The organism is Microbulbifer mixtoriginis (SeqCode) (assembly GCF_052466765.1).
Genome location: NZ_CP174289.1, coordinates 1285655 through 1298701, shown reverse-complemented (window position 1 = coordinate 1298701; position 13047 = coordinate 1285655). Strand labels below are relative to the sequence as shown.

Genomic DNA, 13047 nt, shown 5'->3' with positions numbered 1-13047 from the left:
ACTAATGGGGTGAAAGTCCCCTGTAGGAAGATCACCGTTTAATGGGCGCCATTAAATGCTAACTACCAGCGAATGGCAACTGCAATACCGTGGGGTCTTGTGGGGAGGAAGTCGCTAACAAAACTACGAGCTGGCGAACAGAAGCATCTTATATGGCTTGGCCTGGAGGCGAGGTGGCCAAGGACACCGAAGCGGGTAGAGTCAATAATACCGTTATGTAGTAAAAGTTCACGTTCTTATCTGGGGAAATCTGTTTAGCCTGCTGCTGTGGAGCTGTCAGAGTGATCGGTGACTCAGAAGTAGCGCACTGCCATGACACTCAGCTCAAATGAAGCGCTGCTCGACACTATCGTTGGGTAGAGATTCATTACGGATAGGGAACCGCCCATTGCGAACCCGCACGATGGGTGGTGTGGGGGCCGGTAGCTAGAAACTACCGGCTACCCGATTTATAGCTTTATCACAAATTTGTCAGACTCTAGCTTCTTCGAGATAAGGTCAAAAACTTTGTAGCGAAGTTCATCTGACACTTGAACAAGCAAGCCCAACGTCTGTTTATCTGAGAAATACTCGTACTGGATGATTTTGTTTAATCCAGTATCAAGGCACTCAAGGGTTGTTCCATCGGTGGCGCTGACACAAGCGCTTACCCCTTCAGATTTAGGGCTAATCTCCACATATATGTAGTCGGATGTCGATTCATTTGTTTGATCATCATATGTTCTAAGAATGCGATGATTAATAATTTGAGAGCTATTATCCGGAAGTAACCATGTAGGTTCCTCTCCGATTTGACTTAAGAAAAGCAGGTTTCGAAGGGTTCGGCTATATCCCCCAGACTTTAAAACACCGTCACGCTTTGAATAGACACGTATATACTGGATTCCTTTGTCTCGAATTGTTTCTACATCTGAAAGCTCGATTATTTCTTTAGTTTCTTTGTCAGGAGTTGCGATTTCTATCGCATTTCTCCTTGTGTTTTTCGTTATCTCTTGAAAGATAAAAAAAGCCCCAATTAATGAAGCAATCAATAAGAGTAGAAAGAGTATTGAGTTAACTCTGTTGATTGTTAGAAATATCTTATTATTTTCCATATCTATCCTTGGTTATAACGACCACAAAAGGGATGGCTGGAGCGTAGCGTAGGCCGTCTTGCGAAGGGCCAAAATCCCGCAGCAACCTGCTTGTACTTGGTACGCCCAGCATGGACGCGGACTAATGGGTGAAAGTCCCCTGTAGGAAGATCACCATTTAATGAATTTCATTAAATGCTAACTACTAGCGAATGGCAACTGCAATACTGCGAGGTCTTGAGGGGGGGGGAAGCGGCTAGTAAAGCTACGAGCTGATGAACAGAAACATCTTATATGGCTTGGCCTGGAGGCGAGGTGGCAAAGGATACCGAAGCCGGGTGATCTAACGGGTAGAGTCAATAATCCCGTTATGTAGTGAAAGTTCACGATCTTATCTGAGCAGATCTGTTTAGCTTGCTGCTGTGAAGTTGTCGGCGTGGCGGCTGATTCAGAAGTAGCGCACTGCCATGAGACTCAACTCAAGTGAAGCGCTGCTCGACACTATCGTTGGGCAGAGATTACGGATAGGAACCGCCCATTGCAGAGCCGCACGATGCTGGGTGTGGGGGCCGGTGGCTAGAAACCACCGGCTACCCAATTTAGGCTTTGTTCACGGCCACTATATGTTTTTTTAGACGTATATCTTGACTGCGAGGACCATTGACATTATGCCATGGGCTAGGCTGAGCTGAGCAGTTGAACTCAATAAACCAATCGGGCATTCGCAACACAAGGTACTTATGGAGAAGTTCACGAAAGTACTCAAAACAGTCTTCACTATATTGGTTTTGCTGACTGATTTTCGCTGCCCACCCTTCTGTAGGAAATAACCCTTCATGCCGCAAGTATTCAATAAAATCTAGCCACTCATCTTCAGCTCTTTTCTCACCATAAGCATCTAGTAAGCATGACTCATAGCCTCTCACAAACATTTCTAGATCCAGAAGATTAGCTTTTTGACCGACTCGCCCCAAGGTCCCGTTAAATCCGGGCCCTGGATGTTCAAGTGACATTATATAAATTCTTTTTATGAGCATACCCATCAATACCTAACGTCAACAGCAAGCGGGCCGCTTTTTGGCGTCGCCTAGGCTGTTTTTGTTATAAATTTTAGTTTGCATCCCACACCCAGTATTTATTGCCTTCCAATGTAAATAGGTAAACCGAGACATCACCGGCATCTTTGTAACTGTTCAATTTCTTTTCTGGTAGTCTATCCCACAGCCATTCGATCTCTGACACGTCCTGACCTTCCCCTGAAAATGACTTCAAAAAATCGTCCTTACTTTCGAAATCTTGCTTAGATGCAATTCTCTCGAACACAGGAAACTCGCCGTTTACTAAAGGCCATGCAGTTTCCTGCCAAGTGGGTAACGCTGGAGTCTTATACATTAGAGTGACCGACTCTTCCGAATCATCGTCGTAGAATTGGTTTGCTTCTATTTCTAAGTCGATTAACTTTCCAGACTTGAGACAATCTTCGCAAATACAGTCAATTTCATTGATACCAGGGTAGCCGCCAGTATCAAACCAAACTCCTACTTTGCTACAGACAGAACAAGGTTGCGGGCTGTCTACTAGAAGTGCAAACCCTTCTGGATCTCTAAAGTATCTGAATTCCATGCTCTTACTCATAGCGACTACAACAGGGGTGGATGGGGCGCAGCGTAGGCCGTTCCGCGAAGGGCCAAAGGCCCGTAGCAACCTACTTGTACTTGTTACGCCCAGCATGGGCGAGGACTAATGGGGTGAAGGTCCCCTGTAGGAGGATCACCGTTTAATGGGTTTCATTAAATGCTAACTGCTAGCGAATGGCAACTTCAACACTGAGAGGTTTTGTGGGGAGGAAGTCGCTAGCAAAACTGCGATCTGACGAACAGAAACATCTTATAAGGCTTAGCATGGAGGGGAGGTGGCCAGGGGCACTGGAGCCGGGTGATCTAACGGGTGGAGTCAATGATGCAGTTGTGGAGTGAAAGTTCACGTTCTTATCTGGGGCAACCTGGTTAACTTGCTGCTGTGAAGCTGTCAGCGTGGCCGCTGACTCATAAGTAGGCCCAACCTGCTAGCCACCATCGCGGGGATAGACAAAAATGGTGGAACACAGCTGCGCCTCGGTCAGTAATGGCCGAGGTTTTTAAACAGAAATCAGCCGACGGCATAGTAGCCTAATACCAAGATTAATACCTTGGATAGGGTGAAGGCGTGAACCTAAATCCATGAGTTCAAAGACAGGGCCAGCCTACCGATATGTTTCCAGTTGGATAAAGTTGAGGTAGCGCACTACCATGACACTCAGCTCAAATGAAGAGCTGCTCGACACTATCGGTGGGTAGAGGTTTATTACCGATAGGTAACCGCCCATTGCGGACCTGTACGATGGGTGGTGTGGGGCCGGTAGCTAGAAGCTACCGGCTACCCGACTTATAATGAGCAGACATCTTTTATTTTTGTGCTAAAAGCAGCAGTAACAATCTTCATTGTTGGCGCCTGCATTAAGTAATTGTTAAATATATTTCTAGCCTTATAAAAGGTTTCAAACTTTGCCTTTTCCTCAACGTCCGAAGAAAAGCCGCCCATCATATAAAAATCATTAAAATGTTCAAGCGCTTTTCTCTCACTGGTGTAGTGATAGTCGTCCTTAAGAATTTCATCCCAAGCTGGTGCTGTGGTGCCATCGGCAAGAACTATACTGTTGTTTATTACGTACTTCCCGATAATACTGTCTGTATTCAACTGTTCAGGCGCTATTTGTTCAAATTTCTTTGCTATGTAAACTTGTAAGTTATTACTTTTAATGTGCAGTGACACGAATTCTTTTACTTTATTGTAGTTTTCTGAATCTGCCTTGGACATCTCTGATGCTGCGTACATGAAAGCCTTATTTTGAGCATTTAGGTATTTAGAATACTCATCGCCTGCACATGAAGAATAAGTATTTACAGACATTAAAGCAAAGGCGAGTCCAATCACTTTTTTCATTTAGTCCTCCTTACTGAGTTATTGTGTCTGGGTCAACGGTGAAACTCATAGTGCTGAGCCCAGCAGCCAAAGGCTACGTATTGCTGCTACGTTGTACGCCCAGCATTGGCGTGGTCTAATGGGGTGAAAGCCCCTGTAGGAAGATCACCATTTAATGGGTTCTATTAAATGCTAACTGCTAGCGAATGACAACTGCAACACAGGGATGTCTTGTGGGGAGGAAGCCGCTGGCAAAACTACGAGCTGAAGAACAGAAACATCTTATAAGGCTTAGCCTGGAGGCGAGGTGGCCAAGGACACCGAAGCCATGTGATCTAACGGGTAGAGTAAATGATGCAGTTGTGTAGTGAAAGTTCACGTTCTTATCTGGGGAGATCTGTTTAGCTTGCTGCTGTGAAGCTGGCAGCGTGGCCGCTGATTCATAAGTAGGCCCAGCTCGCTAGCCATCATCGTGGGGATAGACAAAAGTGGCGGGACATAGCAGCGCCTTGGTCAGTAATGATTAAGCTGAAGTTAGCCGACGGCATAGTAGCCTAATGTCAAGATTAATACCTTGGGTACGGTGAAGGCCTGAACCCAAATTTCACGAGTTAGAAGGCAGGGTTAGCCTACCGATATGTTTCCAGTCGGTTAAAGTTGAGGTAGTGCACTGCCATGACACTCTACTCAAATGAAGAGCTTTTCGACACTATCGTTGGGTAGAGATTAATTACGGATAGGGAGCTGCTTATTGAGGACCCACATGATGGGTGGTCTGGGGTCCGGTAGTTAGAAGCTACCGGCTACCCGATTTAGTGCTTTCTAGCCGCACCTCAATTACTTTCAATGCGGCCCTATTTTTTGTTTTCCTCTTTAGCTCAGGTAGGCGTCTTAAACCTATACGCTTATCTGAAGCTCGAAATATGTTAATCAACCCCCAATGGTCATTTTGAAAATTCTTTGACATCAGCTCATCTTTTGGAGTGTCAATATACTCTCGTATTAGATTGGAAATATCTGGAACATCACTGCCATAAGGATACCACTTAGTATTTACTCGTTTAGGATGATTCTTCCCAATAAAATCTCTTGGGTAGTCCCAGATTATCTCCTTGCCTAATGTAATCCAATATCTAGGAATATCGGTAGATCCCATTTGTGAATCCATTCTATAGGCTCGGCAATGCAATTGCAGATCAAGTCCATCTGCTCGCAGCAAATAAAATTCCTTCTGCAGTTTACTCCAAGGTCTTCCCATTACTTATATCTCTATAGTACTAACGTCGCCAACATGAACCGAAATGGAGCAGCGAAGCTTCGGAATGTAGGTCCAGCCAGCTTTTCTTGTGATCGTACTTGGTATTGTTATAACTTACCTGACACATACTTTGAACCTAGGTAAAAAAACACTGCACTAAATAATAATGGGACAAATAAACTTAACCAATAATACCCGCCCAATAGTACAGACAGAATACCCTCCATTTGAACAGCACCCAGCCTGACGGTAATCAAAGCCAACAACACTAATGCCGACACCAATGATATTTTAAGCTGAGAGGACGACAAATTTGCCAAGCCTATAAAGATACCAAACAACGCCCCTTTTATAGCAAAACTTGTAGAATCCATAGGCCAACATCCATATTCTGATTGTTCGCAGGGATGATGAAACATCACGTGCGAAGAACCATAAATCATATCTCCTACGAAAAAAGCTAACCAAGGAAACAAGATTACAAACAAGTACTTTATGTAGGTCACAGAGGCCTCATGAGTTATAACGCTGCCAGTAGCATGGACCGAAATGAAGCAGCGAAGCTGCGGAATGTAGGTCCAGCCAGCTTTGCTGGCGATTGTACTTCGCCTTGGTACGCCCAGTATGGGCGAGGACTAATGGGGTGAAAGTCCCCTGTAGGAGGATCACCATTTAATGGGCGCCATTAAATGATAACTACCAGCGAATGGCAACTGCTACACAGTGAGGTTTTGTTGGGAGGAAGCTGCTAGCAAGACTATGAGCTGGCGAACAGAAAATCCTATAAGGCTTAGCCTGGAGGCGAGGTGGCAAAGGACACCGAAGCCGGGTGATCTAACGGGTAGAGTAAATGATGCAGTTGTGTAGTGAAAGCCCACGTTCTTATTTGGGGAGATCTGTTTAGCTAGTTGCTGTGAAGCTGTCAGTGTGGCCGCTGACTCAGAAGTAGCGCACTGCCATGACACTCAACTCAAATGAAGAGCTGCTCGACACTATCGTTGGGTAGAGATTCATTGCGGATCCGCACGATGAGTGGTTTGGTAGCCGATAGCTAGAAACTACCGGCCACCCGATTTATAACGCGCTCATTAGCTGCACATCCTTTCAGATATTTTCTTCAATTTATCTAATTCTAAGCGATCACTCGCCCAGCCCTGAGCAAACGGAATCGTATTAGATTTCGGTAATTGCTCTTCTTTTAGGTCTCTTACTCTTACTCTAGAAGGTAGAGCAGCGCCTTCACCAACAAAAATTGCTTCTTGCTGAGATAAAATAGGTAGCGCTCCAACCATACCAGAAAGTCCATCTGGTAAGAATCGAGCAACATGTTGCTGATCTGCAGAATTTGTAAGTCTTAAAACAACCCATGTACCACATTGTGATATTACTGTACTGTCTACATCAGCTGGTCGTTGACTTACAAGCATTAGACCAATTCCGTATTTTCGTCCTTCTCTTGCTATTCGTCTTATTGCTCCCTGGGCAGCTGCGTACTGAGCCTCTCCATGATCTGGAACATATCTATGCGCTTCTTCACAAACCAGTAAAATAGGGTCTTTCTCTTTCTCTTCTTGAGTTTGGAATACTTTATACTGAAAAAGTAATCGAGCGATTAATGCAGTCAGTGGCCCTGCAACTTCGTTTGGCAGGCCTGAAATATCAATAATTCTGATATCTTTACCTTCCTGGCTAGGCGCACCTATGAATTGGTTCAAGACTTGATGTAGCTGGATTTCATCATCATTATCGATCCAACACTTCATCATAAATGAAAGCCGAGTATCTCTTCGAAGAACCTTGAGCTTATCCAGTATGGAAGGAACAGGTGATTTTGCCAGATCAGTATTTGTGAGAGTTACATGTCCAGCATTTGTTTTTCTACCTCCCTGTATATATTTAATATGACTTTCAAATTCTTCCAAACAGAATGGTCTAGGTTTATCACGGTCGAATTCCAGAATGTCCGACGTATCTTTGCCATCACAAAGGTCTGGGTCATCAAAACTTTCTAAGTGATCTAGTTCCTTTGTTCCAAACTCTCTAGGGCAAGGCTTTATAATCTTAGCTGCAACCATTCTGGCGTGAGCAAGTGCTTTCTGAACCGCGTTGTTCTGGCTAGTAGCACTTCTTTCTGTTTTACCGACGATCAGGTTAGTAAACTCGTCGCTAGACATTAACCAATACGGAAGCTTTATCTCTTCTTGCCCGTCATCACCAGTTGCGATGTCATATGCTCGGTACTGTACCGCTCTAGATTTAAAGGCTGAACCATATTCTCCATGAGGATCAATGACCACTATCTGAGGAGACAGCTCTTGCTCATTGTTTTTATGCAATAGTACGCTATGAATAATCGCAGCGACGGTACCTGACTTACCAGAACCTGTAGAGCCAAGAACCGCACAATGCATACCAAACATTTTATTAATGTTAGCTCGACAGGCTGTAGATTCAGAAGCACTGTAAACTGCAAAGGGAACTAATGGATCTACTTCATCATCTCTTGTACCTTCTGCGGAGCGATAGACAAAAGAGATTTCTTCGTTGGTTAGAAGAAATACGCCTTGTTGGGGCAAAGGATAGGTTTTAATGCCACGATTAAAAGCCAAAGTTGATTTTGTATTATTCCAGCTGCCTTCAGCTAGCAGTTGGACTTCCATTACACGCTGATCAGAATCAGCAGTTACAGGCATACCTGCTTCAATTAACTCTTCTGATCGCATTCTGAGCATTGTCACCAAGCCGAAAATTATTTTACGACCATAGTGAATTTTAACCATGCTACCTATTTGACCGATAGGGTAAACACGACCATTAAAAGTTCTTGTTAATTCTGATATTTTATCGGAAATCTCAACTTTTATATTGGTTCCTGATACCTCGACAACTTGGCCAATTTTCAGCTCTTCAGATGGTGTAAACATAACTAAACCTCGCATCCGTTCTTTAATACTGATGTTACACCGTTGAATGTCCACCAATAATCGTCTTCGTCTTTTCTTTTATATGGGCCACCTTTTCCAATATACAGGCCGTGTATGGATGCAATAATTACTCTTGAACCAAAACTATCACTACGCCATTTTTCTAAACATGGAGGAATTTCATCCCTACACTCCAAGAAAGCGAGTAATACGGTTTTGTTCTCTTCTTTTGATAAAGCAAATTCAATCTCGTTGTTGATGTGATCGTCGCCAAAACTATATCCGCAAACAGCTAAGATATTGCTATTGGAGGAATTCAGAGATTTTCTGAATAGATCAAATTGCGTAGAGAACGGATCCTGTTGAGTGGCAATGTATTTTGTAGCTTGTGGGTAAATTAGCACTCTCCGTTCCGCCTTTGGGTAGAGGTCGTTGTCTCTAACTCGCCATACATACCCTTTGTCACAAAGATACCAATCTATTGAGCCATGCATTTTTATTATATTCGCACGTTGTCCATTCCCTGGTGCGGGCTCCCCATACTTATGAGTTCGATGGGCTACAGCTCCGCCATCAAACCCATCCCAATAAGGTACTTTGCTTAGTGCTAGTGCATCTTCTAAAAGAGTGTCATAGTTGGTTGTGAAAATATTTACAGCTTTTCTTCGCTCATGAACGCCAGCGGATGCGTGGTTAAACAGAGTATCAACAAATTCTAAATGTGCGTTGATGTCCACGATTGGTTTAGACAAAGAGCCTTCTTCAACTGTATTTCCATCCTCGTCCTCAACATAGCCGCATCGGATCACATTTGAGATAGACTCAAGGATCGTATTATGTACTTTTTCTAAGGTGTCTAACTCAACCTCACCGCCACTAATAATTGTCTTTTTCTTTTTGTTTCTTTCAGCTAATGCAGCATAGTCGCCAAGATGACTAAGAACATGTTCTATATGGCATTGTTCAGGCAAATCTTGAAATAGTGGAGTTATAATATCATCATATAATTTTTTGTGGCTAGCTTCTACATCCTTTTTAACTTTGTTCGTCAAAGGATACATTAGCGGCAGTTTAGCCTCGAAGCTTATTCCTGCACCCAGTAGCCAACTTTGCTCACTGCACTTCAAGTGCTCTTCTATTTGCAAGAACAACTCATCATCAATCAAATCATTCATTTATTTTCCTTTTTATAGAGTTGCAACCAAGTTAGCAAAGCGTTATAACGTCGCCATAAGTGGATGCCGAAGCAATGCGTAGGCAGTTCGAAGGAAGCCACGCTTTTTGTGGTCTGAACGAATTTAATGGCCTTGTTAAATTTTTACTTAACCCCAAGCTTATATGCAACAATAGCGGTGCATATGCCAACGACGATACCCACTGCCATTGCATAAATTCTATCCGAGCGTTTTTCAGCGTTTTGTGCAAAATATAGCTCAGCCTTCGAGGTTGTATAAAATCTACTATTTTCTGGACTAACCGGCTTATTTGAAGCTGTGTAGTTATTGACCTTTTTCTGCCCTGAAATAGACGAATAAATCATTGAGGCCAGAGTGTATTCGTCAGGTACCGAACCGTTAACACTCCAATCACATCTGACATAGCCATCCGCACATAGCATTGCTAGCGGATAGCAATCCCTGTAGTCATTGAACTTCGTATCAATGAAAGGAATAATATTGGCAAGAGAAACCTCTCTTCCTTTTACTATACATTTTAATAATTTATGAGAATTTAGTTTCATATGATTTAAATTTAACACCTACATTTGGGGCTGGAGTACACAGTGCGTAGGTCCCAGCCCATGAAGTGGGTGAACAACATGCACTTGTTATGAATTTTCATCCGTGCTACAGCGTTCAAATTGATTGCACCAAAAAATTGTATTGTTGTAGCGAAGCTTAAATATGATGTTTTCCTTCTCGAGCTTACTAACCCATGAGCTATTGGCAATTGCATCATACTTGTAAGAGAGATTCATCAGCCATACTTGGTGGTACTTCACCCCTATCATATTGATTGGCGCCCACAGAAAGAAAAGTGACAAATAGGTACCGAATAAACTCCCAAGTGCTAGTGCCAGATTTTTCATCGTTTATGTAGACTCATAGCGCTACGAGCTGGGGTAAATTTCCGTAGCGAAGGAAGCGTCCCTAGTTTTGCCTTGTTATATGCGACCATAGGGCTTTAACCGGTAACGATAATTGGGTGAACCATCCATATTAAACATGCCGTCTTTTTCTAACGCTGGTGACCTAAGACAAATGACCTTAGCAGTTCCACCTGATCCAGGCTCCCCCAAATTTACGCTTCCCTTTACTACTTCACACTCTGATGTGTCCGGGTCAGTATTTAGAATTAATTTAACTTTGCTCTCATATATTCTATTTCTATCTTCAGGCGAAACTCCTTTAGCCATCCGAATTTGTACGTCTGATTTGTCATAGAACATAATATACTCATCTGAACCAGGGCTTACCGGAGTCAAGTTCGCATGGTGCGCGCAGCTAACTAAAAGAATCATAAGAGATAAATTTATGTATATTTTCATGCGCCAGCCGGACATATAACGCCTAGTTCATAGGGGAGTTATGAGCGCAGCGAGTAATTTTTTTCTGTGCAGCTACTTGTTAGAGCTTTGTTCGCTAGGAATACCGTACTCAGCTCTTAATCTTTTGTGCCTTAGCTTTAAAGCAATTTGCATAACATTCATAACCAACACAACTGCTGCCATTACTAACAGCATTGGAAAAATTGAGTCCATCACCTTGCCAAATACATTGGATGAATCAAAGGTACTCTTTACAAGGGAAAACATTGTTGCAAATGCTGCAATAGTACCTACTGTCATTGACAGCAGCATTGTCATTTTTTCCTTGTACTCAACCTTCGCTACAAAAAACTCGTTATCTATTTCTTCAGGTGTACTTTCAGTCGCTTCAGGGATGATTGAATTTAGTGCTTCACAATAAGATTTCTTAGTTGCTGAAGAGATAAAACTTGAATCCATAATCTCTTTAATTAGCTCTTCGATTATCTGAGTAGTGCTAAATAACCTTTCTGGCTCGATCTTATACTTTCTAGCGGTAGCATTTTTTAACGCATCAACCACCTCAAAGGATGGAAGCTCATTTTCAGAGATCTCAGGCCTGATGGCATAGAGAATTTCACGATTCGCAGAAGATATATTTATCGCTAATTCTTTTTGGTCTTTTTTGGAGAATAGTGTTCTCGTAAGCCAAGTAACAAAAAGGCCGCTTAAAATACCGCCTCCAACTCCAATGACCCATCCGTTATTTAGTAAATCTTCCATTAAGTATCTCGTGATTTGCTCTAACAGCTATATAGTAATTATTCTGACCACTATTATCATGATTATTACCTCAGAATCAATTTCTACTCCACAGCCTAAATTTCTATTTAACACCATAGACTTAAAGCAACCTGATACGTGTGTACTAACTGGAAAAGCGATCACTTTGACTACTATCCCGATTTTAACACCAGTTCTTAACCCATTGATTTCACAATTTTTTTTTGTGTATCTTCTTGTTCTCCAATATAAAGGTCAATATGAACGTAAACCCCTAAGCTAGCACTCACAAACTTTTATAGGCTGGTATTAATTGGGGAGTGGTTAAGGTATCTAGAGTGCCTCTGAATCAGTCCGTAATATCTCTTCGGCTTTTGAAGGCTACAGATATTAGGTGCAGTTTGCCGTGAATGACGGTAGCCCTTTACAGGTGTTGCAACGCAGCAGCTGTGGCCTTCAAGCCTCGGCTCGAGGGGGCTTTCATAGTGATACCCCGTGTTGCGACAGCTTGTAAGGTCTAGACATTCCTGCGAAGCTAGGCTCTGATTGTGACCGCTCTGTAATTAGAAGCATCATTGAGTTGTTCAGAGGCTTCTAAATCCTGTAGTAATATCCTAAAAATTTACATGCTGTTTGATATATCGAGAGACCTTTTCTGTAGATATGTGGAAGATATTTCATCAGTATTGATGATCTATTGTTTTCTGAATTTCAGTGTGGGAGCGGGTGGGGGTATTAATTTTCATGGCCATTTTTATTTGCAGCCTAAATTTTAAATCGCTAGCAACAAAAAAATATAGGCACAAAAATAATCTTATTGGATTTTATTCAGTTTGTTTTAGTGTCAAAGCTGCGTAAAATCGGTGGATATTTATCGGTATTTGGGTCGTCATTGAGCAGCCTTCTAAAGGCCGATGACCAAAGAGATTCGAGAGAATCAAGAATTTTCTAAAACCATTCCCTCAAAGGAGAACGGTAGCGTGACGTAAGAGTAAGTAAAAGGCGCTGACCCAAGGTGCGCTAACACCTGGGGCCAGCTAACCAAATTGATAATCGACCTATCAAAATGGCTATATGGATCATACGCTAGAAACCCGCTCGTCTTCAATAAAGTGGAGTTCATTCAGCAGGTTGGGGCATGTCCCCTGGCTCTGGAAGCGTTGCGTCTGGCTTTTTTACCTCTATGCCTACCGTTCTCGCGCCCCACCTTGCTTTCCTTAAAAGTTACTTTCAAATCCTTCCATTAAGGGAGGTCTACGTATGGTTTGAGTATTCATAGGAAGCAATTATGTTGATCTTAAAGCGCCGGACGGGTGAAAACTTACGGATTGGAGCTAACGTCTCAATTACGGTATTGGAAGTTAAGGGTAATCAAGTAAAGATAGGCATACGTGCTCCCAAATCCCTACCCGTTCACCGTGAGGAAATCTATAGACGTTTGCAAAAGGAGCCGGTGTTGGGGGATGGAGGTGGTTGAGATTTCGGAACGCGCGAAGCAAGCGCGCGCATTGGCGTGTTCAG

General features: G+C 42.9%; 12 protein-coding genes. 1 reads left to right on the top strand and 11 read right to left on the bottom strand.

All coding sequences use genetic code 11. From position 1 onward, the window contains the following. Nucleotides 1-449: 449 nt before the first annotated feature. The 11 genes from ACJJIV_RS05750 to ACJJIV_RS05700 all read right to left on the bottom strand — a co-directional run bounded on the left by ACJJIV_RS05750 (nt 450) and on the right by ACJJIV_RS05700 (nt 11526). Nucleotides 450-1094, bottom strand: coding sequence for a hypothetical protein (locus tag ACJJIV_RS05750; protein ID WP_444891073.1), 645 nt, complete (start codon nt 1092-1094; stop codon nt 450-452). Between the two features lie 578 nt (nt 1095-1672). Next, the gene (locus tag ACJJIV_RS05745; RefSeq protein WP_444891072.1) at nt 1673-2086 is read right to left on the bottom strand and encodes a hypothetical protein; all 414 of its coding nucleotides are present in this window, start codon (nt 2084-2086) and stop codon (nt 1673-1675) included. Between the two features lie 97 nt (nt 2087-2183). Further along, nucleotides 2184-2696 (bottom strand): CbrC family protein, encoded by a 513-nt coding sequence (locus tag ACJJIV_RS05740; RefSeq protein ID WP_444891071.1) that lies wholly within the window; start codon nt 2694-2696, stop codon nt 2184-2186. 801 nt (nt 2697-3497) lie between these two features. After that, nucleotides 3498-4055 (bottom strand): hypothetical protein, encoded by a 558-nt coding sequence (locus ACJJIV_RS05735; RefSeq protein ID WP_444891070.1) that lies wholly within the window; start codon nt 4053-4055, stop codon nt 3498-3500. A gap of 775 nt (nt 4056-4830) precedes the next feature. Beyond that, on the bottom strand, nt 4831-5292 hold the full coding sequence (locus ACJJIV_RS05730; protein ID WP_444891069.1) for an SF0329 family protein: 462 nt from the start codon (nt 5290-5292) through the stop codon (nt 4831-4833). 107 nt (nt 5293-5399) lie between these two features. Next, nucleotides 5400-5798 carry a hypothetical protein gene (locus tag ACJJIV_RS05725; RefSeq protein ID WP_444891068.1) on the bottom strand — a complete coding sequence of 133 codons (399 nt, stop codon included), beginning with the start codon at nt 5796-5798 and terminating at the stop codon, nt 5400-5402. Nucleotides 5799-6380: 582 nt separating this feature from the next. After that, nucleotides 6381-8216, bottom strand: coding sequence for an ATP-binding protein (locus ACJJIV_RS05720; protein ID WP_444891067.1), 1836 nt, complete (start codon nt 8214-8216; stop codon nt 6381-6383). 2 nt (nt 8217-8218) lie between these two features. Continuing rightward, a complete protein-coding gene (locus tag ACJJIV_RS05715) occupies nt 8219-9391 on the bottom strand; it encodes an SIR2 family protein (protein WP_444891066.1) in 1173 nt (390 codons plus the stop codon). A gap of 143 nt (nt 9392-9534) precedes the next feature. After that, nucleotides 9535-9957 (bottom strand): hypothetical protein, encoded by a 423-nt coding sequence (locus tag ACJJIV_RS05710; protein WP_444891065.1) that lies wholly within the window; start codon nt 9955-9957, stop codon nt 9535-9537. Between the two features lie 423 nt (nt 9958-10380). Beyond that, complete coding sequence (locus tag ACJJIV_RS05705; protein ID WP_444891064.1) at nt 10381-10779, bottom strand: hypothetical protein; 399 nt, start codon at nt 10777-10779, stop codon at nt 10381-10383. Nucleotides 10780-10836: 57 nt separating this feature from the next. Continuing rightward, a complete protein-coding gene (locus tag ACJJIV_RS05700) occupies nt 10837-11526 on the bottom strand; it encodes a hypothetical protein (RefSeq protein WP_444891063.1) in 690 nt (229 codons plus the stop codon). A gap of 1288 nt (nt 11527-12814) precedes the next feature. Between ACJJIV_RS05700 and csrA the strand changes: the two genes are divergently transcribed. Beyond that, entirely contained in the window at nt 12815-13003 is a 189-nt protein-coding gene (gene csrA, locus ACJJIV_RS05695; protein ID WP_282951427.1) for a carbon storage regulator CsrA, read from the top strand. Nucleotides 13004-13047 lie beyond the last annotated feature (44 nt).